Genomic DNA, 25,562 nt, shown 5'->3' on the forward strand with positions numbered 1-25,562 from the left:
GGTTTCAAAAACTATATTACAAATTTAAACAGGCTCACCATATAAATCAAATTCTGTAGCCTCAATAATTTTTATCATTACAAATTCACCAGTTTTTACATAATGTTTTGAAGCATCAATCAAAACTTCGTTATCTACATCTGGGCTGTCAAATTCAGTACGTCCCACAAAATGACCACCTTCTTTTCGGTCAATGATACATTTGAATGTTTGACCTACTTTTTCTTGGTTTAAATCCCAAGAAATTTGAGATTGTAATTCCATTATTTCATTAGCACGCTCTTGTTTTACGGTATCAGGAACATCATCTTCTAATAAGTAAGCATGTGTATTTTCTTCATGAGAATAAGCAAAACAACCCATTCTGTCAAATTTCATTTCTTGAACAAAATCTTTCAATATGTTGAAATCTTCTTGCGTTTCTCCTGGATAACCTACGATTAAAGTCGTACGAATTGCCATTCCGGGAACTGCTTCACGGAAATTTTTTAATAATTTTGTTGTTTTTTCTTGAGTGGTCCCGCGACGCATCGATTTCAAAATAGAATCTGAAATGTGTTGCAACGGAATATCAATATAATTACAAATCTTAGGCTCGCGTTTCATGATTTCCAAAACATCCATAGGAAATCCGGTAGGGAAGGCATAGTGCAAACGAATCCATTCGATTCCTTCCACTTTTACTAAAGCTTCTAATAATTCACCAAGATTTCTCTTTTTATAAAGATCCAGACCGTAATAAGTCAAATCTTGAGCAATTAAAATCAATTCTTTTACGCCATTTTTAGCTAAACCTTCCGCTTCTTTTACTAATTTTTCAATAGTTTGCGAAACGTTTTTTCCTCGCATTAATGGAATCGCGCAAAAACTGCATGGTCTGTCGCAACCTTCAGAAATTTTTAAATAGGCATAATTTTTAGGAGTTGTAGTTAATCGTTCGCCTAATAATTCATGTTTATAATCAGCTCCCAAAGCTTTCAATAATTGTGGCAACTCTGTAGTTCCAAAAAATTGATCCACATTTGGAATTTCTTTTTCTAAATCAGGTCGGTAACGTTCTGATAAACATCCGGTAACGAAAACTTTATCTACTAATCCTCTTTCTTTTTTATCCGCATATTGTAAAATCATGTTTACAGATTCTGCCTTAGCATTATCAATAAATCCACAAGTATTTATAACAATAATATTGCCTTCCTCAGCTTCTGGAGCTTCGTGAGTAACATCTTTTCCGCTTGCGCGAAGCTGCCCCATAAGGACTTCACTGTCATATACATTTTTCGAACACCCTAGAGTGATTACGTTGATTTTATTCTTTTTTAAAGACTTCGTTCTCATAACATTATAATCCCGATAATTTGGGAATTTTGCAAAATTACAATTTTTTATTCAAACTGAACTTATTTCAGTTTTTTTTCAATTTTTTTATGGAGCTATTCCTGCTGTACGTTGCAATCTCCCGAAAAAAAATCGGGAGGATTTACACTGCCATCAGGGCTAAAAAAAATCCGTTCCATAATAACGAAACGGATTTTCTATAGTAGTTTTAGGAATTACAATTCGAATAATAAAGTCAAAGAAACATTATTATTCATAGTATTTATTTTAGCTCCATCAGTAAAACCTTGACTAAAAAAACCTTGTTGCGAATTTCTTTTTGCTGTTGAATAGGATAAATCAACTTTGGTTGAACCAAAATTATATCCTAAACCACCTGAATAACCAGTTAAATCACCAACGGTTGTTTTGTTTTTATAAGGACTCTGTTCGTAACGGTATCCGGCTCTTAAACTTAATTGCTCAATTTTGTATTCAGCACCTACTCTCACTTCGTTGGTTTTGTCTAAAACTGAATTCATATAGCTGTTTACATCACGGAAATAAGAATCATTTTCAGGTTTGAATTTAGTATTGCTGTAATCTTTCATGGCGTAATCAATACTTATTAACCCAGATTTACCAAAAACATAAGCAAAACTTCCAGTCAGTTTACTTGGTGTTTGTAGCTTATAAGGTGCATAAACATTTGTGATTTGTGGATCAACAACATCGTTCGTATCAGGTAGGTTTGCAGCACTACTCACAGCAACTAGTTTTTGAGAAAACTCATCACTTAAGTGATACCAAGTTGATGATTCGTAAGCCAGTCCTAAGCGAACTTCATTCGTAACTTTTGCAATAGCACCTATTTGAAATGAAAATCCTGTTCCGTAAGTGTACAATTCATTATCAAAACGCAGTCTCGTTATTGTGTAATCAGTAGTCAATGGAGCACTATTGTCTTCATAAAAACTGGTAGATTGTCTGTAATCGGTAAAATGAGAGTTTAAATTCAGTCCTATGTATAGTTTGTCTTTGTATGAAGTTGCCGCATTAAATGACAATTTTCCATTATATCCATTAGTGCTGATGGTGTTTTCTTGATAATAATTTCCACCCGCAGGAACATTTGAAGTGTATTGTGTATTATTAGAATTTGTGCTTTCTGGATTTATTACATATCCTTGGTATCCTAAAAAAGCTTGTTGCGCTCCATGATTTAAACTTCCATAACTGGAATCTCTTAAGTCGCTTAATGGTACTCCATTTGCATAACTCAAAAAATAGCCGTCAACAGAGTTGGTTGGATTAGTTCCTGCAGAAAATATAGAATTATTATAATTGTTTACGTTGTCATAATTGACTCCTAAAGAAAACTTTTTCCAATTGCTATTTGAATTCTGATTTTTAAAAACAAAAACACCTCCAGCTTGGTTTAGATCAAAGGAATTGTTTTTATCAGTTGTAGTAGAGCCAAAATAATTGGAATTGTTTTTTGTATTGTAACTACTCAAAGTAGCACCTATTTGATTGTTTGAAAAAACTGCAGAACCAGCAGGATTTATATTCAAAGACGATAAATCTCCACCAAGTGCTCCAAAGGCACCTCCCATAGCTCTAAAACGTGCAGTACCATTTAAGTTGTCTTGTGCATATCGCATCGCATCTGTTATTTCTTGTGATTGTACAGCACTAAAAGTGAAGCCAGTCAATAGTAGGAATAAATATTTTTTCATTTTATTTCAGGTAAAGTTTAGTTTTTTATTCAATTATTAAGAAGGGAATTATCTTCTTCCGCCACCGCCGCCACCAGATGATCTTCCGCCACCACCATAACTGGAACCACTTGAACTAGGACTATAAGATCTTGAAGTAGATGAATTAGGGGAGTAGGATCTAGTAGGAGTGCTGCTTTCGCTTCGAGAGTAATTGTTGCTTGTATTTGCTCTTCGGCTTGGATTGTTATAAGAATTATTTTGATTCTGAAATTGATTTCTTGTAAAAGTAGGGCTTGTTCTAGTTACAGGATTTGAAGAATTTCTTCCGTAATCTGAATAACTGCCTCTTCTATTGGTATTGTTTATCTGATTTTGAGAATAATCTCTAGATGTTCTATTGCTGTTTATGATGTTAGAATAAGAGGAACCTCTTCTGCTAGGGTTGTAAGAATAATTATTATTGTTATAATATCCGGAAGAATATCCGCCACCATAATAAGGATATCCGTAATTTGAGTATCCAAATCCAAACCCATAATAAGGGAATCCCCAGCCGAAACTAGAATAGCCATAACTATTATAAGGATAACCGTAACCATAACCATAACCATAATTTGGATAGCTATAACCGTAATTTGAATATCCATATCCATAAGGTGAACCGTACCCATATCCTAATGAAAGACCCCAGTAATTAGGAGATACATTTATAATTGTTTGGTTAGAATTACTTCCCCAGCCACCATAGCTTTGATTGTTATTTGGAATACTGTCGTTATATGTGTTGTAATTATCGATATCGGTAAAAACATCAACGGGTTGGTCGTTGTCTTGTAGAGAACCGAAATAATTTTTATAATAATTATTTTGAGGGCTTTGATTCTCTCTTTCAATCACTCTTTTGCTGTTATTTCCATAAATTCCATCCCCATCATAGTAAGAACTGTTTTGATAAGAGCCACATGAGGTTAACAGAATGCTCAAAAAACCAACAATATAATAAATTGATGCGTTTTTGAGGGAAAAAGTACTAGTTTTCATATCTATGGGGTTTTTTATTGTTGGACAATACAAAAATAGTTAGTTTTGCGGAACTATTTAGTTAAAATTATTAAAACAAAATTTGTGCCAAACTATTCAATATGAGTAAGAACTTAACTACAAGATCAGAAGATTATTCAAAATGGTATAACGAGTTGGTTGTAAAAGCCGATTTAGCCGAAAATTCAGGAGTTAGAGGCTGTATGGTGATTAAACCTTACGGTTATGCAATATGGGAAAAAATGCAAGCTGAGTTGGATCGAATGTTTAAAGAAACGGGTCATCAAAATGCCTATTTTCCTTTATTTGTTCCAAAAAGCATGTTTGAAGCAGAAGAAAAAAATGCAGAAGGATTTGCAAAAGAGTGCGCTATTGTAACGCATTATAGATTGAAAAACGATCCGGATAAACCAGGTAAGCTTATGGTAGATCCTAATGCGAAACTGGAAGAAGAATTAATCGTTCGTCCAACAAGTGAAGCGATTATTTGGTCTACCTACAAAGGATGGGTACAGTCTTATCGAGATTTGCCGTTGTTGATTAACCAATGGGCAAATGTGGTGCGATGGGAAATGAGAACAAGATTGTTTTTACGTACTGCTGAATTTTTATGGCAAGAAGGACATACGGCTCATGCTACAAAAGCAGAAGCAGTTGAGGAATCAGAAAAAATGATGCATGTTTATGCTGAGTTTGCCGAGAATTTTATGGCAATTCCTGTAGTAAAAGGGGTTAAAACTGAAACAGAGCGTTTTGCCGGAGCAGAGGAAACCTATTGTATTGAGGCTTTAATGCAAGATGGAAAAGCACTGCAGGCAGGAACCTCTCACTTTTTAGGACAAAATTTTGCTAAAGCATTCGATGTTAAGTTTGCTAATGCCGAAGGGAAGCAAGAATACGTTTGGGGAACTTCATGGGGGGTTTCTACACGATTAATGGGTGCTTTAGTTATGACGCATTCTGATGATCAAGGATTGGTTCTGCCTCCTAATTTGGCGCCAATTCAAGTGGTTATTGTTCCTATATACAAGACAGACGAGCAACTAGCAGCAATTACGGACGAAGTGGATGTTTTGGTAAAGGCATTTAAGAAATTGAATATTTCTGTGAAATACGACAATAGAACAACTCAAAAACCAGGGTTTAAATTTGCTGAATGGGAATTAAAAGGAGTTCCTGTTAGAATTGCTGTAGGTCCTAAGGATTTAGAAAATGGAACTTTTGAAGTGGCGCGAAGAGATACGTTGTCGAAAGAAGTTGTTTCAAAAGATGGAATTGTAACTTATATCACCGATTTATTGACCCAAATTCAAATTGATTTGTTTGATAAAGCCTTAAATTATCGAAATACTCACATTACTGAAGTAAATAGTTTTGATGAATTTAAGCACGTTTTAGATACTAAAGGAGGCTTTGTATCAGCTCATTGGGATGGAACTGCAGCAACTGAAGAGAAGATTAAAGACTTAACTAAAGCGACTATTAGATGTATCCCTTTGGATAGAGTAGAAGAGTCGGGAAGCTGTGTTTTTACTGGGGGTGAGTCTGTAGGAAGAGTGTTGTTTGCGAAGGCATATTAAAAAAAAATAATTTTTTTTGCATCTACTATTGTACGTTTCAAAAATAGTTGTATTTTTGCATCCGCATTAGAGAAGCAGGGCCCGTTCGTCTATCGGTTAGGACGCATGGTTTTCATCCATGTAAGAGCGGTTCGATTCCGCTACGGGCTACTATTTTTTTTGCATGTTAAAGTTTTCCTGAACTTAGAAGGAAAAATGGCCCGTTCGTCTATCGGTTAGGACGCATGGTTTTCATCCATGTAAGAGCGGTTCGATTCCGCTACGGGCTACAATTTCAATTTAGATTGATAAAAACTTAGGAGGATAAGGTCCGTTCGTCTAGGGGTTAGGACGCCAAGATTTCGTCTTGGTAACAGGGGTTCGATTCCCTTACGGACTACAAAAAAATAGTAAAAGATAAAAAAGCAATAAAATGGCAAATCATAAATCAGCTCTAAAAAGAATTAGAAGTAACGAAAAGAGAAGAGTATTAAACAGATACCAACACAAAACTACTCGTAATGCAATTAAAGCATTAAGAATAGCTACTGATAAAGTAGATGCTACATCTAAATTATCAAGTGTAATTTCTATGATTGATAAATTAGCTAAGAAAAACATTATCCATGATAATAAAGCTTCTAATTTAAAGTCTAAATTAACAAAACATGTTGCTAAATTGTAATTAGTGCAATTTTAAATATATACAAAAAAGCTCTCAATTTATTGAGAGCTTTTTTTATGCTTATAATTTTTGTTATATTTTGTTTTTTAAGTATTCAAGCATTGATAGGGTTATAGGCTTTGATAAAAAATCGATGACCATAGGGTATGATTTTGCTTTTTCTAAGTCTTCAGGGTCTATTGTAGAAGAAAGAACAACTACTTTTATAGAGCTGAACTCAGAGTAATCGATGGTGTTGAAAATGTCTAAAAATTCCCATCCTCCCATCACTGGCATATTTAAATCTAAAAAAATTAATTCTGGATGTTTTTTTAATTTGCTTTCAGTATTTGTGTATTTTATTTTATTAAAGTAGAGAAGGGCTTCTTCTCCATTTTGAGCAGTGATTATTTCATTAGAAAAGGATGCTTTTATGATTACTTTTTTGCATAACATAAGTGTTATGGGGTCGTCGTCAACGCATAGAATTTGGTCCAGCATTATTGTTTGTTTTTGAATGTTAATGTGAATGTAGTTCCTTTGTTTACTTCGCTTTCAATGCTAATAGTTCCTCCCATTGTTTCGACTTGGGATTTTACCAGATATAATCCCAGTCCTTTGCTGTCAGGGTAATTATGGAATCTTTGATATAGTCCAAAAACTTTATCACGATTTCTTTCTAAATCAATTCCTATTCCATTGTCTTTGAATATTAAATAAACGGTGTCGTCAACTTCATTAGCATTAATTGTTATTTTTAGTTTTCTATTTTCAGATTTGTATTTTATAGCATTTGTTAATAGGTTTAACATAATGCTTTCTATATAGGCTTTGTTTGTATTTAATACAGAAACTTTTTCAAAATTAAGTTTAATTATGGGCTTGTACAATTCAATTTGGAAACTTAATTGATTAAAGACATTTTCAAAAATTTCTTTTAGCAGTACCGCTTCTTTTTGAATAGAAGGATTGTCTTTAATAATGATTACTTTTACTAAGTCGTTTATGGTGTCATTTAATAAATGGGTAGACTTATTAAAGCCGTTTAAAATCTCTTTTAATTCTTGATTTTCAATTGGGATGTCTTCAATTAAATTTAAGAGACCGGTTAGGTTAGATAAGGGGGCTCTAAGATTATGAGAAGTGATGTATGAGAATTGCTTTAAGTCTTTATTGTTTTGTGTTAATTCTCGAATAAGTTGTTCTTTTTCTTTTTCTTGCTTTTTTTCTGTAGTAACATCTCTTTGTATCGAGATCCAATGTGATAGTTCGTTTTCGGAGTTATATATAGGAATCATTGAAAAGCGAACCCAATACTCCTCTTTGTTTTTTTTGTAACTTATGGTTTCAATTAAGCATTCTTCTTTGTTCTTTAAAGCGGTAATGAGCTTTTTGTATTCTTGTTTGTCTGAGTTTGGACCTTTAAAGAGATTTAGGGTTTTTCCAATAATTTCATCGGGTTTATATCCGGACATTATGGAGAAAGCAGGATTAACATAAATTATTTTGGGTAGTGCGTTGTCATTAGAATTAGCTTCGGTAATAATTATCGAATCTTTGGATTGGGTAATTACAGTTTCTAGTAATTTAAGTCTTTGTTCTTCTTCTTTTTGTTTTGTAATATCTTGTATGGCACCAATCATTCTTATGGCTTTCCCATCTTCGTCTTTAAGAAGAAATCCTCTGTCAAGCACATATTTATAAGAATTGTCAGCACATCTAAATCGATACTGATCTTGCCATTTTTCTGTTTTTTGTTCAATAAACGAGTATAGTTTTATTGACATTTTTATACTGTCTTCAGGGTGAATTTTGTCAAACCACCATGTTGAGCTATCGCCTACTTGATCTTCTGTGTAGCCAAAAACACTTTCAATGCCTTTATTCCAAGATAAATTATCTTCTTGTATTTTCCAATCCCAAATTGTATCACTTGTTGCTTTTGCTACAATGTCGTATTTTTCATTCGATTCTTTAATTTCATCATTTGTATTCTTTAATTTTTCAAAAATTGCAATATTTCTATTGTCATTTTTTGATAAAATATATTTGTAAGCTATGCCTGTCAAAGAAATAAATAATAAATCTTTTATGAAATTATAATACTGATAGTTAGTGTCGTGAGTGTATTTTTGCAATAATTTATGACAGATGATTGCCATAAATATGGATATAAGTATATAGGTTAGAGTTATTTGATTGGTTTTGTTTTTCATTACTCAAATATAATTAAATAATGCTAAATTACTAAGTTCATTCAAAACTTATTTTACGAGTTTAAATTGTTGTTTTTCTAGCTCTAAAAGGTTAACAATATGTAAACTATTGCATAAATATTTTTTATATCAAAATAAAGTGTACCTTTGCACCCATTAAAAATCACAGATGGAATCTATTAGAAACATTGCAATTATTGCCCACGTCGATCACGGTAAAACAACTTTGGTTGATAAAATTATGTATCACTGTCAGTTATTTCGTGACAACGAAAACACAGGTGACTTAATCCTTGATAACAACGACTTAGAGCGTGAAAGAGGTATTACCATTACTTCAAAGAATGTTTCTGTAGTTTACAAAGGAACAAAAATCAACATTATTGATACTCCTGGTCACGCCGATTTCGGTGGTGAAGTTGAGCGTGTATTGAATATGGCGGATGGAGTTTGTTTACTAGTAGATGCTTTTGAAGGGCCAATGCCACAAACACGTTTTGTATTACAAAAAGCTATTGACTTAGGATTAAAACCTTGTGTTGTAATCAATAAAGTAGATAAAGAAAATTGTACTCCAGAAGAAGTTCATGAAAAAGTTTTCGACTTAATGTTCGAATTAGGTGCTGAAGAATGGCAATTGGATTTTCCAACTGTTTATGGTTCTGCTAAAAATAACTGGATGTCTGACCATTGGGAAAACGTAACTGATAATGTGGAAGCATTGTTGGATATGGTTATTGAAAATGTACCAGCTCCTAAAGTTTCTGAAGGAACTCCACAAATGTTGATTACTTCATTAGACTTTTCTGCATTTACAGGTCGTATCGCCATTGGTCGTCTTGAAAGAGGTGTATTGAAAGAAGGTATGCCAATATCTTTAGTAAAAAGAGATGGTACTATTTTTAAATCACGTATCAAAGAATTACACACTTTTGAAGGACTTGGTCGTAAGAAAGTTCAAGAAGTAATTGCTGGAGATATTTGTGCAATTATTGGTGTTGAAGGATTTGAAATTGGAGATACTATCGCTGATTTTGAAAACCCGGAAGCTTTAAAAACAATTGACATTGACGAGCCTACTATGAGTATGTTGTTTACAATTAATGACTCTCCTTTCTTTGGTAAAGAGGGTAAATTGGTAACTTCTCGTCATATTAGAGAACGTTTGACAAAAGAACTAGAGAAAAACTTAGCAATGAAATTGGGTGAAACTGATTCAGCTGATAAGTTCATGGTTTTTGGTCGTGGAGTACTTCACTTATCTGTTCTTATTGAAACAATGAGAAGAGAAGGGTATGAGTTGCAAATCGGTCAACCACAAGTTATCATTAAAGAAATTGATGGTAAAAAATGTGAGCCTATTGAAGAATTGACAATCGACTTACCAGAAACTCTTTCTGGAAGAGCGGTAGAGTTTGTTACTTTACGTAAAGGAGAAATGTTGAGTATGGACGCTAAAGGGGAACGTATGATTGTAAAATTTAATATTCCATCACGTGGAATTATTGGATTGCGTAACCAATTGCTTACTGCTACTGCTGGTGAGGCTATTATGGCACACCGTTTTATAGGATATGAGCCTTACAAAGGAGAAATTTCTGGTCGTAACAAAGGTTCATTGATTTCAATGGAAAAAGGAAAAGCGATTCCTTATTCTATCGATAAATTGCAAGATCGTGGTAGATTCTTCGTTAATCCTAATGATGAAATTTACGAAGGTCAAGTAATTGGAGAAAACTCTCGTAGCGATGATATGTGTGTAAACGTTACTAAAGAGAAAAAACAATCAAACGTTCGTTCATCTGGAAATGATGATAAAGCTAGAATTATTCCTCCAGTTATTTTCTCATTAGAAGAAGCTTTAGAGTACATTCAGAAAGATGAATATGTTGAGGTAACTCCAAAAAATATCCGTTTAAGAAAAATATATTTGACAGAAACAGATAGAAAAAGATTTAAATTCTAATTTTTATTTTTTTAAATATAAAAGCCATTCGTTTATTCGAATGGCTTTTTTTATGGTTTTGTTTTTGCCACAGTGACTTTTTTGTACTCATAAAAATGTACTAATAAATTCTTAAACTTATAGATTGCAAATATCTGGATTGTATAATAGTTCTTATCTTTTTAAACTAAAATGGCCTTTTGCTTCTCTACCGTCTTCTAATTTTATTGTGAACCAATAATCGTCAGCTGGTAATGGTTCTTTGTGAAATGTACCATCCCAACCAGGGCTTGAAGGAGATAATTGACGAAGTAATTTTCCGTATCGATCAAAAATGTATATAACTGCATTTTTGTAAAAAGGTGTATTTATTCCTTTTAAATTCCAGTAGTCGTTGTATCCATCATCATTTGGAGTAAAGAATTTTGGCGCATCTAATACAGTAAAACTTTTTATTTTTTGACCACATCCATCATTGTTTTCTATTATCAATTCATGAAAACCACCTGGTACATTTTCAAAAATAGTTGAACTTTGAAAAGGTGTTTCAGTGCCATTTTGAAAATGAATCATGTAGCTGTAATCATTTGGATTGACCACCTCAATTATAACTTGGCTTAAGGGCTGTAAATCTTGAATTATTATGTTGTTTATTTTTGCTAAATAGGATATCGTTACAATGCATTTTCGTGTTGTTGAGCATCCTGATTTGTTTTTTACAATAACACTATATTCGCCTTGTTTGTTTACTGATATTGTAGGAGATGTTTCACCGGTTGACCAAGAATAGGTAAAATCACTGGTAATTGAGGGTGCTAATATTCCAGCATCTAATTGTATCGAAGGATTTGTAATTCCCTCACATAGAATTCTATTTTCTAAAACATTAATTTTTGGAGTTGGTTCTACGATAATTTCAAAATGTCCAGTTCCATAACAACCTTCATTGTTCTCAGCTCGAAGAAATATTGTTTTTGAAGCTGAAGTGTAATTCTCTTCCAGTTCATTGATTCCTAATGAGGCATCATCTTCATTGGCATAAAAAAATAAGCGTACATCTGAAGGTAAATTCAATTCAGTTTTTATTAAGCTTTTTTTCTCTTTCAAATTGAACAGACCTTTTCCTTGGCCAAGATCACATTCGTGCATTGTTTCAGGTAATATTAAAATGCTTTTATTGGCATGTAAAATAACGGATCCTATGCTATAACAAGTAGAGTTGGGTTGAGTAACTTTTGCAAATATAATTTCATCAGGAATACTGTTGCGGTAATTTACTGGAATTGAGAGGGTGTTCGTATTATCATTATCGGCATCACTAACGCTTTGATAATAATATACTTCAAAATCTTTTTTTCCTAAACTAATAGGTTCATTAGCTAAAGCCAAATTGAATGTTGCTAATCCATCTGTAGATATATTATCTTGTGTGTCGCATTGAACTAATTTATAGGGTGTCGAAAGTATTTTAGGAACATCATAAATGGTAATTATCTTTTCAAGCGGTTCCCTGTCTTCTCCATTTACAGTTTTTATTAACGTTACTTTATAATCACCGGTTTTAGTGTAGGTATGATATGCATCTCTATTTGTAGATGTAGAACCATCTCCAAAATCCCAAAGGACAGCATCTATCTTTTCGACAGAATTGATATAAAAATGTGTTGATTGGCCGAAACAATTAAACTCATAACTAAATGCATATAAAAAGAGGGAAGTAATAAATGGAGGTAAGCCTAATTTTGCTTTTCCTATGCCTAAGTCTATTTCATTTTGTAAAAAATTACAACTGATACCATCTAATTCAGGATTGTTAATAACCGATAATTTATTGCTAACATTTGCTCCGAAAGGATATCCAGAGCGATATATTTTTTCATCAAGCGCTAATTGTAATGCACCTGCAACATTTGTGGATGAGTTGATTGTGGTTTTTGACCCAATAATATTTGAGCTTTTTAAGTTAAATTGAATTAATAAGCTTCCTAAAGAAACATCATCGTTACTGAATAGATTTGTAGTTACATATAACTTTTTAGATTTTGCTGAAAATTCTAATCCATATGGATTTACGCCGTTAAGAATTGAAAATCCATTGCTTACTTTTCCTGTAACGGAATCGAAATCGAATAGCCATACGTTACCGGTGTTTCTAATTATATTATTTTTTGGACCTAAATCATCATTCTGTTTTACGGAGGTATTCGCTATAGCTATTTTTTTTCCATTTGGGGATGTTTTTAAATAACCAATAGCATTTGAAAGATAACCACCAATAGGTACATTTAATGGTGTATTAGTTTGGATAGGTTTTTTATCAACGCCTTGATTGGTTATTTTGAAGGAATAAAAAGTATTTTTGAAATGAGTAATTACCCAAAAAGAAACACCATCTCCATGTTGTACTGCTGTGATTTTTTCGGAGCATTTAAATTTTACATCTTCATCATTATTTGTATCATAGGTTATGAGGTGTATGTTTTTTTCTTTAATGGAAATATCTCCTAAACCATTATTTAATCTTAAATCAACTAAGGAGTAGTTTAGTCCATTATTGGGCGGATCTTCATCATTTAGGGGATTACTGTCTACATTTGCAGGAAGTGGTTGATCGACGGTGAAAATATAATATAAATTGGGATTGTTTGGTTTTGGAACTATAATCGCTGATTGTGTGCTTGAGTTATGTCCCAGTAAACCATAACCATTTGGCATTATCTGATGTGATTTATCATATACAATTGAACCATCTGTATAAAAAAGTAAATTCCCATTTTTATCAGAAATAGTTGCACACCCTTCGGCAGTATTCAATTGACCGTTTATTAAGGCAACAGGGCTTCCGGAATTAAAATCTAAACCAGCTCCAGCACCAAAGTACCAGTTTGCAGCTTCTTTTTGTGCAAAAGTAGTAATTGAAAAAAACAGAAGAAAAAAGATAATTAGTGTACTGTATTTCATGTTTGTTTTAAACTAACAAATATAGTTAATATGTATATGAAAAATAAATTTTAACATAAAACGTGAATATTGTTTAATATTTTATCTTTTTAAACTAAAATGGCCTTTTGCTTCTCTACCGTCTTCTAATTTTAGGGTATACCAGTAATCGTCTGCGGGTAAAAGAAAACCATTAAAAGTTCCATCCCATCCTTGATTTGAAGTGTTTATTTGTTGAAGAAGTTTTCCATAACGATCAAAAATATAAATGATAGAATTTTTATTGAAACTGGCATTTACTCCTTTTATATTCCAATAATCATTTTGGCCATCGCCATTAGGTGTAAAAAATTTAGGAACTCCAATTACAGCTACTGATTGACTAACGATTCCGCAGCCATTTTTATCATTAATGTATATTTCATGAATTCCGGCTGAAACATTATTGAAGAAATTGGATTCTTGAAAAGGTCCAAATGAAGCATCCATACTATATTCGTATTGCCCTTGTCCTGTTACATTTATGGTTATAGAATTTGAATCGGATAAATCAACTATATCAATGTTAGCAATTTTAGCAACATCCGAAGCAGTAACTTTTATCGTTCGTATTCTGCTACAACCGGCAAGCGAGCTAACTTCTACGGTATAATCACCTTCTTGATTTACATTCAAAGTAGGTGCTGTTTCGTTTGGTAAAATAATTCCATCTTTCTTCCAAACATAAGTATAATCACTTGTTGGTGAGCCATCTTGAATTCCGGAACCTAGTTTTACAAAAAAAGTGGGAAGGTTGGAACATACCAATTCATTTTCTTCAAAATCTTCGTTAGTATCGATATTAGGTTTTGGATTTACTTTTAATGTAATTCGGGGACTTAAACCATAACAGGCGTTATCAGCGGTACTTTCCACACGAACCCAAATTTTTTGTTCAGTTGGATAACCATCATTTCTATAGTTTGTAGTATTTGTAATTTCATCGCTTTCAGACAAAGCATCTGCTTCATTTTTGTAATATTTTACAGAATAGGAAGAATCTGGCATAGGAAGAATTGAGAGTATATCAGTTGTTACACTACTAAAATCAAAAGTAGAAATTCCATCAGTATCGTTATTAGTAATGCCTAAGTCATCACAATTTGAAAAAGTGCGACTGAATGTGGCTGGAATTTGAGTAGTAGAAACTACTAAGGTAATTTGGACTGTATTATAGCATCCATTGCCATTTTCTACTCTAGTCCAAGCATTCATACTACCAACTGTTGTATTTTTAAAAGCGAAAGGGTTTGAAATTAAATTAGCTCTATCAGCTGTTTGAGCTCCTGAAAGTGTGGTGTAATAGGTGAAAGTTTCGGAGGCAAAATTAGATGAGATAACATTGTTTTTCACCGTTAAATTAAAATTAGAAAAGCCGTCAGTATCATCGTCACATTGAACAATTGTGGCGGTATTAATTATTGGTAAGGCATAAACGGTTAAAGTAGTCTCGGCAGAAATTAAGCCACAAGAATTACCATTTTTTTCCAGTTTTACTCTGTATTTATATCCGTTCATTGCATTTTTTACACTTTTTAAGAAAAGTATATTCGTGGTAGCACCGCTGTAAATTGCATTATTTGAAATAGTATTCCAAGTAGTTCCATCAGTTGAAAGTTGCCATTGGTATGTATTTCCACCATTATCAAGTACTGTAATTGTTGTGTTTTGTAATTCACATGCCGGCTTTGCTTGCGGTTGTGTAGTGATTTCAATTGGTGCAGCAATAATGTAATTGTTATTTGGAGTGCTATATCCTACACCGCTTGTAACTTTACCATTTGTATTGACTGTAACGGGATTACTTCCTAATATTCCATCATTATTAGGATCGTTAAAACCAGCCTCAAAAACATCAAAACAAATGTCATTATCACTGTCCAAATCGATGTAGTTAAAATTCCCATCTGAATCGGTATCAGCTATCGTATAATTTAATTTACCACTGTCCGGACTCGTTTCAAGTCCATCAAATAAACCGTTGGTACCAAAAGAAACAGGCAAACCATCTATAATTCCATCTTTATTGGCATCAATAGCATTACTTCCCGATTCAACCAAGTCATAAATGGCATCATTGTCACTGTCTAAATCAAGTAAATCATATACAACAGGAAATGTATTGAAGATATCATTATCGGTATTAATTCGAATTAGTCCTGGTTCGAAAGCATTGTCCAATCCATTTTTATTAGAATCAATTCCTGAAAAAACTTTAAACCCTTTTCCTTGAGCTTCAATAGTATCAGGAATTCCATCATTATCACTATCTAAGTCAAATAAATCAGGGATTGTATCAGAATCTGAATCAAAGGTTTCGGTATGACTAATCATGAAAATTGCTTTATTGACGCTTGTATCGGATAGATTCGTATGGGTTAATGTAACCGAATTAGTAAGATAAGATGAAAACTGGAAGCTACCTAAACCTGGAGTTAATGGTGTTGTATTTTTTAATCGAAAACGGATTTCGAAAGAAGAAAATTCAGTCACTCCACTTTCATAAATCCCATCATAATTAGTATCTATTAGTAATTGATTTTGCAGGTCTGTCAACGTAATGGTTTTATTTGCTGGAACTTGTAAAATAAAATCTCCCTCAGCATTTAAGTATTCGGAAACAGCTGTAATTTGGTTTGAATTATCCTGAGCTATATAATTAATGCTAATACTTTCAGGTTTAGTTAGGTTTAAAGTGTATGAAACTGAATTGGTTATTCCAGCTGGAACCTGTGATACAAATCCATATAATGGTTTTCCTGTAATAGTTCCACTTCCGGTTATTGTGGCATTATAGTCTGAACTTGTAATCGTATTTGACTGATTTAATAGGGAGATGTTTGCTTCAAGAGCATTTGTTATGCCATCATTATCCAAATCAATATCAATGTTATTATTAGTTCCGTCATTATCTGAATCTAATGGACAATCACTTACTGGAATTTTATCTGAAAAAATAGGAATTATGCTTGGACAGCCCAAAATACTTCCTTTTACTTGGTAATAGCCAGGTTGAGTAGGAGTGTATGAATTTGAATTTGCACCATTAATTGGATTATCATTGAAATACCATTGAAAGGTATCATAAGACGATAAAGTGCTAATTTTTAACTTTACATTTGGAATGCATGCGGAATTGGACGCTAAAATTTTATCAGTAACAATTTCTGGTTTAGTATCAAAACCGGAATAATAACCACCATAGGTTGCAGCTCCATTAGTTCCAAAATAAGAAACATAGAGTTGCCTGTTGGATTTTACTGCAATGTTTCCCACCAGATTGTTTTCAGTATATCTTACATAGTTAGGATTTCCAATAACAGCAACTGGTAGGCTAGTTATTGGGTTATTATTTATGGTTACTGTTGCTCCCGTCTCAGTAACGATATTTAAGCCGCCATTATAAAATGTATTTCCTATAGATTCAATAGATGGAATATTGTCAACAATGCTAGGTGTTGCACAGTTTAAAGGTGGTACAAAAAAAAGATTTTGATTAGCTGGAGATTCGGATCCTCCAATGCTTTGATAAGCAAAAACATTTTCAGAAGTAGATACGTATAAATTTCCATTAGTAAATTTACTTCCATCAATATCGGCATATTCTCCTTTGTTAATAGTTTTAAAAAGGGTGGTGCCGTCAATGAAAACTTTGGTATTATCTACATTCGCAATTAATAAAATACGTTCTAATTCATCAGTTCCAATTCCTTTGACAAAGATGTATTCCTTTCCAGTCTTTTCGAAAGGGACAATTTGGTCAAAACCTACATCTCTTCCGGCGGGATTTCCTTGAGCGTTTAGACTTGTACTGTTGCTACCTGCAAATGAACCAGAATTGACAACTATAGGTTTATCTGATTCTACTAAGGCGCCAATCATTTTGGAACTATTAGAAATACTATTGTTGTAATTTTCTAATGCTAAAACATAGCTTTCATTTTTGTTTAAAGTAACTATTATTGGTCCGGTAATAGTGGTACCATTTGACAGAACTGTACCAATAGGAATATTTGAAACAGTGATTTTTGTATTGTTTTCTGTCGAAAGAATGGATGCGAAATTTAATACAGTACTATCATAAAGTGGATTTAACATGGCACCTAATCGAAACGTTTTTCCTAGAGCGCTATTTCCTTTAGATACTAATCCTCCTGCATGAACGTATGCATTTGGGTTTGGGCCTGAATTGACTCTTACACTTGCATAAATTAAATCTTCAGCTTCAATTATATAGCCTTTGTTTATTAAAATTCCGATGGTTGTTTTTGGAGTGAATAGTTGCGTATTATCTCCTTGTCCAATGGTATAAATATAAGGATTATTGTTATTGACAACGCCTGTTATTATACTGCCTCCGTTTGGCATAATTTTAAAATTGACATTTGTACTGCTTGGAGTTGAAATATAGATATAATGATCACCTGCTAAATTTGTTCCACAGGTTAAGGGCGGAATGTAATGTGTTTTACTAAATTGGGCAAAGCAAGTAATAGATAAAAAAGTAAAAAAAAGGAGTATTATTCTTTTCATTTTATAAAAATAGGAAATTAAGTTTTATCTTTTTAATGAAAAATGTCCTTTTATAATTCTTCCATCTTCAAAGGTTAAGTTAAACCAGTAATCATCTGAGGGTAAGGTATATCCATTGAAAGTTCCATTCCAACCGGAACTTGTAGAACTAAGTTCTTTTAGTAATTTACCATAACGGTCGAAAATCGTTATTTTAGATTTTGGTAACAGATTTAGATTTTTAATTTCCCAAATATCATTAAATCCATCTCCGTTTGGAGTGAAAAAACGAGGATAATCTAAAACATAAATTTTAAATGGATTGGATAAACCACAACCATTTTTATCTCGGGCATAAACTAAATAATCTCCTGCAGCAACTGCGTTGAATAACGGATTATCTTGAAAAAATGATCCGTCAAGAGAAAATTCATAATTGCCTACTCCTGTATATTCAATTAAAACTGAATTTTCGTTTCCATCAAAATCATTTATTGTAGCACCGGTAATAACCGCAATTCCTGATGCAGATACATCAAAAGTCTTTGTCGCAATACAACCATTTATATTAGTAACTTTTACGGAATAGTTGCCTGAAGAAGTAACATTAATTGTATTTGTAGTTTCTCCCGTATTCCATAAATAACTGGAAAATCCATTGGCAACAGATAAGTTAATAGAACTACCGTTGCATAAAACAGCTTTCTGATCTTGAAAATTTGATGGATTAAAAGTATTAACTATAAGCGTTTCCGGAGTAATAGCATAACAATCAGAACCATTTACAATTCGGGCATAAATGATTTGTTGGTTTGCAACAGTATTATTAAAAGTATTTGGTAAAGAATTCTTTTGTGTAATTGCGTCAGTTGTATTCAAATAATATTCAACAATTAATCCTGCTGGCAGTCCATTTAAAACGTGTGGAGTTACTTGTGCATTTAAATCAAAATGATACAAACCATCTTGAACGGTATCTCCATCACAAGTCGAAATTGGATTTTGGGGAGCAATACTATTGTTTGAAATTTGAAGGGTAACTTTCGCATAATTCGCACAACCAAAAGAATTTGTAGTTCTGGCAAAGACTATTTGGTTTATTGTTTTATTTTGATAATTTGTTGGATTCACAATTGGATTAAGTTGCGTTTGCGCATCAACTAAAGATTCATAATAAACAATAGTGCTTAAGTTAGGGGTATTGTTTTTTACCAAAGCATCAACTCTAGTCAAATCAAAAACGGAAATCCCATCATTATTGTCGTCGCACTGTGAAAGTATAGTGTCATTCAAAATAATTTCGGGAGTATATTCTATTCTTATGTCATCCATTGCAATGCAAGTTGTTGGGGACAAGGTAACTTCAACTTTGTAGTTGCCAGTATCAGTAACGGTTAGGGATGGACTAGTTTCGCCTATTATTTCATTAGAATCTTTAAACCATTTGTAGCTGTAACTGGCTGGTAGATTAGTATTAATAGTATAGCTTCCGCCAAAACAAATTGGGTTATTCGTTGCTAAGAGTCGATCAGGTCCTAAATCTATTTTTGGAGAAAAACTACCGGCCTTTAGAAAAACAGCGGAGTCATAATATTCATTACTATCATCAGCAATTACTAATTTTATGTGATAAGTTGTTCCTGCTAATACATTTGTTTGAGCATTCATTACTATTGTTTGTGCACTATAATTCGTAGGACTTGTGGCTGAGCTGTATCCACCAAAATAGTTTTCATTTTTTGCAGGACAGCCTCCACCTACACCAAAAGGTAGAATTGTTGGGTGAACATTTTGTGATGAAACAGGAGTAGAAGTACTGGGAAGCACCGCTAAATTTTGATAACTACTGGCACTGCCTTTTTCTTTTATTAAAAATGCAAATCCATCAGAATAACGACAAGGAAAATCATCTTGATATTCATTAGAAGCAAATATGTAATCGAAACTTATGAAATTAGTTAAAGGCGTAAAATCGAATTCTAAGATTGTTGCGTTTACCGTTTTGATACCTAATTCTTTATCTAAGTCAGTATCACCTGGCCAAGAAGGATCTCCCCCTCCTTTATTTCTTACAAATGGTCCTATGGAATTTTGGCTGCTCCAAGTACTTAAAAGCACGCCTTCAATAAAAGGAAAACTACCCCCTTGATTATTAAAATAGCCATAACTATTTTGCCCAGCAGTAAATGTATCTCCAGTTGCAATTGGGTTTGAAATGTTAGCACAAGAACTATTTACTAAAACATTTTCAACAAGTTGTTGTGCTGTATAAGAGTCATTTACTGATATAGATTGCGCCGTTGCACTAAATATAGAGCAACGAATGAAGATATAAAATAAGATTATTTTTATACATTTCATAGCACTGTAAAGATACTACAAATCTCTATTTTTTAATAAGCGATAGGATAAGAATGTAAAAATTCCAGTCCAACATAAAACGATTATTATAGAGGAGAAATGAACACCGTAATCTTTACCGTTTTCTATTCCAATTTGGTTTCCAATAGACTTAATAATTGATAATCTGGAGAATGGTTCCACAATTAAATTAGACATGGATTCCAGTGGAAAAAATTGGGTTATATACGATGCCTTATCGCTATCAGGGAATATTTTAAAAGTTAAGATTCCCTTGGCAATACCTTCAATAATATTCCAAACTAAAAGAAAACCAAGAGCAAATGCAGAACGTTTTACTAAAATTCCTAAAAATAAGCAGAAAGAGAAAAATCCAATTAACTTTATAAAATAGGCCAAAATATATTCTAGATCAGAGAAAACAATTCCGATTTCAGTATATGAGGAAAAGCTAAATCCTAAAATTAATGACATTATAAACACAAAAACCGTTGATACTGCAGCAAATAAAATTATTGTCAAAAATTTTGACATAATAAATTCTTTTTTACTCATTCCGTCAATCAGGTTTTGTTTTAATGTACCGTAACTGTATTCATTTGCCATCATTGATACAATAACAATCGCCAAAAATAATTTTAGAATAGCAGCAATATAGGTATTAAAATGCCAAATAAAAGGAAAATTAAAAATGCCCATTTCGGCAAGATGAAGTTTGAAAATTCCAAGATCAAATTTGATAGAAGCAATTAATGCAATAAAAGTTAGTAAAATAAAATAAGTCAAAGTTAATACTCGGCTAGCTTTATTTTTCCATATTTTTTGTAGTTCTATTGAGAGAAGTCGTTTCATTAGTTTAGTTTTTGATAGTTGGTTTAGCGTTATTTGTTAATTCTAAAAATTGCTCTTCCAAGCTGTTTTTTCGTTTAACCAAATGACTTAATACAATGTTTTTTTCGAAAAGAAATTGATTCAATTCACTTGCTTCCCAATCATGTTTTAAATAAACTAAAATTTTTCCACTCTCATTTGCAATATTTTTTACAGCAGGATGCGTCTTTAAAACGAATGCCAAATTTTCATTATCATCAGCTTGTAACTCAAAGAATCCTTCATTGGTAGACATACCGCCAACTAACCCAGAATATAAAATTTCACCTTTTCTTAAAACGAGTGCATGTGTACATACTTTTTCTACTTCGTCCAATAAATGGGATGCCAGTAAAATGGTAGTTCCTTTTGCCGCAATATGTTTGATTATATCTCGAATTTGATGAATTCCTTGTGGATCTAAACCATTCGTCGGTTCATCAAGAATTAAAATCTCTGGATCATTCAGTAGGGCAGAAGCTATTGCTAAGCGTTGTTTCATCCCAAGAGAAAAAGTACTGAATTTACTGTCCTGTCGGTCTATTAAACCTACTAATTCCAGTTTTTCATTTACTTTAGTATAATTGATGCCTTTTATTTTGCAAACCAATTCTAAGTTTTCTTTTGCCGTCATGTACGGATAGAAATTAGGTCTTTCTATTATGGCTCCCACTTTTTTTAACGCTTCGTGGGTTTGCATAGTGCCGCCAAACCAGCTATATTCTCCGGAAGTTTTATTAACAACATTCAAAACAATCCCTAATGTTGTTGATTTTCCGCTACCGTTTGGACCAAGAATTCCGTAAACATTACCTTTATATATGTCAAATGAAACGTCTTTTAAGGCTTGTAAACTGCCATAACGCTTGTTAAGATTTTTAATAGAGAGTATAATTTCCAAAGTGTCTTTTTTTAAGTTTTATATAGGACGAACAAGGTTAGTATTTGTTACTATTAAACCGGAATTAGTTTGTCTTATCAATTAATATTCAGACTGAATTCAATTTTTCGCAGTTTTTTTAAATTTATCTATTGTGAATGGATTGTTATACAAAACTAATTTTTAGACACAAGCATATTCATTGATTTATCAATGCTTTTATGACTATCCATAACTTAGGTCATCTTATTTCTCATTCAGATATATTTTAAAAATAGAACCAGAACCAACTTCGCTTTCTACTTCAATTTTACCGTCCATTGCCTCAAGTTGACTTTTTGTTATAAATAATCCAATTCCTTTGGCATCTTCATTGCCATGAAAAGTTTTATACATCCCGAAAATTTTGTGGCCATTTTTCTTTAAGTCTAATCCTAATCCATTGTCTTTGAAAGTTATGACAACAAAATTTTTATTTATTTCATAGCCAATTTCTAAAATAGCGTTGCGTTGAGGAGATTTATATTTTATTGCATTGGTAAATAGATTAAGTAAAATACTATCTAAATAAGCAGGGATTACATTGACTGTTAAGTCTTCAGGGATTGAATGTGTTATTGTTATCTGACTTTCTTTGATAACTAAACTCAATGATTTTTTTGTTTTTTCGATTTCATCCTTTAAATGAATCTTTGTTTTTTCAATATTAGTTTTTTGCTGAATCGTTATAATTTCATTTAAATATTCTATCGTTTCTGATAGCTTTTCGGTTCCTTCTTTAAATAAATCAAAATAAGAAAGTTTCTCAGTAATATCGTCAGTATTTTCAATTACATCGACAACCATAGATAAATTACTTGTATGGGAACGAATATTGTGTGAAACAATATGGGTAAAATTATATAGCTTATTGTTTTGTTGGCTGGTGACATCTAGTAAATGCTTAAGTTCAATTTCTTTTTCAATTCTGAGTGTAACATCTCTGCCAACACCAACAAAATTTATAAAATTATTTTGACTATCAAAAACGGTAGTAATATTCAATTCAAACCAGTACTTTTCTTTTTTCTTATTGTAATTCAGAATAATGATTTTTATACTTTCCTTATCCCGAATTGCTTTTCGCATTATTGCTGTAGTTTGTATATCTGTTTCCGGGCCTTTGGATAAATATCCGGGTCTTTGACCTAATATTTCATTCATATCTAATCCAGTTAGATCTAAATAGGCTTGGTTTGCCCATATTGCCTCTCCCTTTGTATTCGCAATTACTATTGTATCAGTAGTTTCTGAAGCAGCTAGGGATAACAGTTTTAGTTTTTGTTCCGTATTTTTTCTTTCGCTAATATCTCTGATGAAACAAACTAAATAGGTGATTTGATTGACCTGAAATTTTTTACCAGTTGCGATTTCTACGGGTATAGATTCGCCGGATTTAGTTTTTAAATAAGTTTCATTTACTATATAATCATCCTTAGTTAAATTATAAGTTAGAAAAACGCGGACTTGTTTTTTATATTCTAAAGGGAATAATTCCGAATTATGTAAGCCTATTAATTCAGAACATTCGTAACCGGTAAGTGAAGTAGTTCGGGGGTTACAATCTGTTATAATTCCATTAGAAGTGTCAATGATAATAATTGAATCATTGGCACTTGAGAAAATAGAAGAAAATTTTTCAACGTTTAATTGAAGTTCGTTGATTAAATTTTGCTCTTTTGTGATGTCTTGAAAAGTACCTAACAATTTAGTTGTTTTTCCGTCAAGCAATTCAACTTGACAGATACATTCTATATATTTAATATTATTTTTAGCAGTGATGATTTGAAATTTATCTTCAAAAGATATTCCTTCGTTGATTGCCTTATCAATTAATAATCTAATTTTATCTCTATTTTCACCCTCCGTATAGAAATTAATTCCATTTCCATTTATTGGCTTGAAATCTTCAGGAACTTCTAGAATATCTTTTGTGACAGCATCCCAAAAGACATTATCTGTTAGTAAGTTCATCTTCCATACACCAATCTTTGCCGATTGTGCAGCTTTTAAATATAGCTCAGGCATATTTGTCATAGTAGGTATTAATTTAATCAGTTGAGGGGGAGTCAAATATATAGTAAATATGTTGGGTTAGAATTCTTTTTAACATAAAAATGGAAGTTTGATTCCCTTTTTGGAGTGTTTTTTAAATAATATTTAAAGGGAATATAAAAAATATTGATTTTAAGAAAAGTCTTTTTCAAATCATAAAACAGCTAAACTGATAACGCTTTTTTCTTGATGCAATGGTATTTATAAAATAGTTTTAGAAATTCCTTCCTAACAATAAAAACTATCATAATTAGGGAGTTGAAGAAGTTCGTAATTAGGATATTTTAAACTCTAATTTATCGTAATTTTGCATTAAATATTTTTCGAATGAGCGAGCCAATAATGCTTTTTAAAAAACCATCTTATCCCATAAATAATTCGCTTTTGGATTATTTGGAACGGTTTGACCGAATCTCAAAAGTGCCTATTTTTTATGATGATTTGTTGCGTTTTTCCGGTTCTATAAATGTGTATGATAAAAACGATCAGGATACTTTGTGGATTAGGGTGTATTATAATGAATTTGAACGAAAAGAGATTGATTTGACTTTGATGAAAATCTATTCCCTTTTACATTCTGATGGTAATTTGGGAATTATTAAATTTCTGAATGTGGATTCAATCGATTATTGCACTTTTGGAAATTCAAAGCCTTTTCGAATCAAAGTCAGAAACATTCTCAATGATAATTACACTCATTTTTATGTAAAGAAAGCCGATGCTTCTCGAGTATATGGACTGGAATTAGAACATATTTTGTCTCCGGATAAAATAAATTTTTTAGTGTACAAAGACACTTTAATCGAAGAACACATTATGGGAATTCCTGGAGATGTGTTTATGAAAACACTTCTGAATGATTGTACCGAAATCGAGAAATCACAAATAGCAAAAGAATTTGTGAAGTTCAATGAGCGCTGTATGATTCGATTGCTTGGTGATATGCGTTCTTATAATTATGTAATTGTGCCAACGCATGATTTTGACCATGTTGTTTATAAAATTCGTGCTATTGATTTTGACCAACAATGCTTTGAAGGAAATTTTAAAGTGTATCGTCCGCAGTTTTTTAAAGAAAATTATCCAATGGTAAAGTTGGTTAAAGATAAACTGCAACATAGCTCCATTGAGCAGTATAAAGATGAAGAGCGAGCCGTTTTAGCTAAAAGGATTCACTCTGCCGAAAATCGAATCAAAAGGTTGTTGCAAATCATGGGTTCTGATGTTATTTCTACCGATGAACATTTAAATCAGTTGAAATTAGAGCTGTATAGTTATACCAATGATTTGAATTTTAAAAAAGCAAAATCTATGGGGAATGTAATGAGTGCGGCTTTTGAATTTATTACCAGAAACTTTAAAAACACTAATTTATTCAATACTGGATTTTAGTCTTTTTATAA

At 32.4% G+C, this 25,562-nt stretch carries 15 protein-coding genes and 3 tRNA genes; 7 read left to right on the top strand and 11 right to left on the bottom strand.

Annotated features, from left to right (window positions below):
• Positions 1-24: 24 nt before the first annotated feature.
• The 3 genes from rimO to OA85_RS09745 form a co-directional block, all read right to left on the bottom strand.
• Positions 25-1,338, bottom strand: coding sequence for a 30S ribosomal protein S12 methylthiotransferase RimO (gene rimO / locus OA85_RS09735; RefSeq protein WP_039109569.1), 1,314 nt, complete (start codon positions 1,336-1,338; stop codon positions 25-27).
• A gap of 215 nt (positions 1,339-1,553) precedes the next feature.
• A complete protein-coding gene (locus OA85_RS09740) occupies positions 1,554-3,056 on the bottom strand; it encodes an OmpP1/FadL family transporter (RefSeq protein WP_039109570.1) in 1,503 nt (500 codons plus the stop codon).
• Between the two features lie 48 nt (positions 3,057-3,104).
• The gene (locus OA85_RS09745) at positions 3,105-4,079 is read right to left on the bottom strand and encodes a hypothetical protein (RefSeq protein ID WP_039109571.1); all 975 of its coding nucleotides are present in this window, start codon (positions 4,077-4,079) and stop codon (positions 3,105-3,107) included.
• 101 nt (positions 4,080-4,180) lie between these two features.
• On the opposite strand from OA85_RS09745, the gene proS reads away from it, so the two are divergent.
• The 5 genes from proS (at position 4,181) to rpsT (ending at position 6,323) form a co-directional block, all read left to right on the top strand.
• Positions 4,181-5,659, top strand: a complete 1,479-nt coding sequence (gene proS / locus OA85_RS09750) for a proline--tRNA ligase (RefSeq protein ID WP_039109572.1) — start codon at positions 4,181-4,183, stop codon at positions 5,657-5,659.
• A gap of 78 nt (positions 5,660-5,737) precedes the next feature.
• Positions 5,738-5,809, top strand: a tRNA-Glu gene (locus tag OA85_RS09755).
• 47 nt (positions 5,810-5,856) lie between these two features.
• Positions 5,857-5,928, top strand: a tRNA-Glu gene (locus tag OA85_RS09760).
• A 38-nt stretch (positions 5,929-5,966) separates the two neighbouring features.
• Positions 5,967-6,038 (top strand) — tRNA-Glu (locus OA85_RS09765).
• A gap of 33 nt (positions 6,039-6,071) precedes the next feature.
• On the top strand, positions 6,072-6,323 hold the full coding sequence (gene rpsT, locus OA85_RS09770; RefSeq protein WP_039109573.1) for a 30S ribosomal protein S20: 252 nt from the start codon (positions 6,072-6,074) through the stop codon (positions 6,321-6,323).
• A gap of 72 nt (positions 6,324-6,395) precedes the next feature.
• Here the strand turns inward: rpsT and OA85_RS09775 are convergent, their stop codons facing one another.
• Entirely contained in the window at positions 6,396-6,803 is a 408-nt protein-coding gene (locus OA85_RS09775; RefSeq protein WP_039109574.1) for a response regulator, read from the bottom strand.
• A complete protein-coding gene (locus OA85_RS09780) occupies positions 6,803-8,464 on the bottom strand; it encodes a PAS domain-containing sensor histidine kinase (RefSeq protein ID WP_231557095.1) in 1,662 nt (553 codons plus the stop codon). Before OA85_RS09780 ends, OA85_RS09775 begins: the two co-directional genes overlap by 1 nt.
• Positions 8,465-8,687: 223 nt before the next feature.
• On the opposite strand from OA85_RS09780, the gene typA reads away from it, so the two are divergent.
• The gene (gene typA, locus OA85_RS09785; RefSeq protein ID WP_039109576.1) at positions 8,688-10,484 is read left to right on the top strand and encodes a translational GTPase TypA; all 1,797 of its coding nucleotides are present in this window, start codon (positions 8,688-8,690) and stop codon (positions 10,482-10,484) included.
• A 153-nt stretch (positions 10,485-10,637) separates the two neighbouring features.
• Here the strand turns inward: typA and OA85_RS09790 are convergent, their stop codons facing one another.
• The 6 genes from OA85_RS09790 to OA85_RS17015 all read right to left on the bottom strand — a co-directional run bounded on the left by OA85_RS09790 (position 10,638) and on the right by OA85_RS17015 (position 24,141).
• Positions 10,638-13,424, bottom strand: a complete 2,787-nt coding sequence (locus OA85_RS09790; RefSeq protein ID WP_039109577.1) for a T9SS C-terminal target domain-containing protein — start codon at positions 13,422-13,424, stop codon at positions 10,638-10,640.
• Positions 13,425-13,505: 81 nt separating this feature from the next.
• Complete coding sequence (locus OA85_RS09795) at positions 13,506-17,975, bottom strand: T9SS type B sorting domain-containing protein (RefSeq protein WP_039109578.1); 4,470 nt, start codon at positions 17,973-17,975, stop codon at positions 13,506-13,508.
• Between the two features lie 24 nt (positions 17,976-17,999).
• Entirely contained in the window at positions 18,000-20,315 is a 2,316-nt protein-coding gene (locus OA85_RS09800; protein ID WP_039109579.1) for a T9SS type B sorting domain-containing protein, read from the bottom strand.
• Positions 20,316-20,330: 15 nt separating this feature from the next.
• The gene (locus tag OA85_RS09805) at positions 20,331-21,167 is read right to left on the bottom strand and encodes an ABC transporter permease (protein WP_039109580.1); all 837 of its coding nucleotides are present in this window, start codon (positions 21,165-21,167) and stop codon (positions 20,331-20,333) included.
• A gap of 4 nt (positions 21,168-21,171) precedes the next feature.
• The gene (locus tag OA85_RS09810; protein ID WP_039109581.1) at positions 21,172-22,086 is read right to left on the bottom strand and encodes an ABC transporter ATP-binding protein; all 915 of its coding nucleotides are present in this window, start codon (positions 22,084-22,086) and stop codon (positions 21,172-21,174) included.
• 225 nt (positions 22,087-22,311) lie between these two features.
• Complete coding sequence (locus tag OA85_RS17015; protein ID WP_052257202.1) at positions 22,312-24,141, bottom strand: PAS domain S-box protein; 1,830 nt, start codon at positions 24,139-24,141, stop codon at positions 22,312-22,314.
• Between the two features lie 345 nt (positions 24,142-24,486).
• Between OA85_RS17015 and OA85_RS09820 the strand changes: the two genes are divergently transcribed.
• A complete protein-coding gene (locus tag OA85_RS09820) occupies positions 24,487-25,551 on the top strand; it encodes a hypothetical protein (protein ID WP_039109582.1) in 1,065 nt (354 codons plus the stop codon).
• Positions 25,552-25,562 lie beyond the last annotated feature (11 nt).

Origin of the sequence: Flavobacterium sp. AED (assembly GCF_000812945.1) — a bacterium.
Lineage (GTDB): Bacteria > Bacteroidota > Bacteroidia > Flavobacteriales > Flavobacteriaceae > Flavobacterium.

Excerpts from the sequence above, each read along its gene's own strand:
- rimO (WP_039109569.1), bottom strand. The coding sequence starts at position 1,338 with ATGAGAACGAAGTCTTTAAAAAAGAATAAAATCAACGTAATCACTCTA.
- OA85_RS09740 (WP_039109570.1), bottom strand. The coding sequence starts at position 3,056 with ATGAAAAAATATTTATTCCTACTATTGACTGGCTTCACTTTTAGTGCT.
- OA85_RS09745 (WP_039109571.1), bottom strand. The coding sequence starts at position 4,079 with ATGAAAACTAGTACTTTTTCCCTCAAAAACGCATCAATTTATTATATT.
- proS (WP_039109572.1), top strand. The coding sequence starts at position 4,181 with ATGAGTAAGAACTTAACTACAAGATCAGAAGATTATTCAAAATGGTAT.
- rpsT (WP_039109573.1), top strand. The coding sequence starts at position 6,072 with ATGGCAAATCATAAATCAGCTCTAAAAAGAATTAGAAGTAACGAAAAG.
- OA85_RS09775 (WP_039109574.1), bottom strand. The coding sequence starts at position 6,803 with ATGCTGGACCAAATTCTATGCGTTGACGACGACCCCATAACACTTATG.
- OA85_RS09780 (WP_231557095.1), bottom strand. The coding sequence starts at position 8,464 with ATGGCAATCATCTGTCATAAATTATTGCAAAAATACACTCACGACACT.
- typA (WP_039109576.1), top strand. The coding sequence starts at position 8,688 with ATGGAATCTATTAGAAACATTGCAATTATTGCCCACGTCGATCACGGT.
- OA85_RS09790 (WP_039109577.1), bottom strand. The coding sequence starts at position 13,424 with ATGAAATACAGTACACTAATTATCTTTTTTCTTCTGTTTTTTTCAATT.
- OA85_RS09795 (WP_039109578.1), bottom strand. The coding sequence starts at position 17,975 with ATGAAAAGAATAATACTCCTTTTTTTTACTTTTTTATCTATTACTTGC.
- OA85_RS09800 (WP_039109579.1), bottom strand. The coding sequence starts at position 20,315 with ATGAAATGTATAAAAATAATCTTATTTTATATCTTCATTCGTTGCTCT.
- OA85_RS09805 (WP_039109580.1), bottom strand. The coding sequence starts at position 21,167 with ATGAAACGACTTCTCTCAATAGAACTACAAAAAATATGGAAAAATAAA.
- OA85_RS17015 (WP_052257202.1), bottom strand. The coding sequence starts at position 24,141 with ATGACAAATATGCCTGAGCTATATTTAAAAGCTGCACAATCGGCAAAG.
- OA85_RS09820 (WP_039109582.1), top strand. The coding sequence starts at position 24,487 with ATGAGCGAGCCAATAATGCTTTTTAAAAAACCATCTTATCCCATAAAT.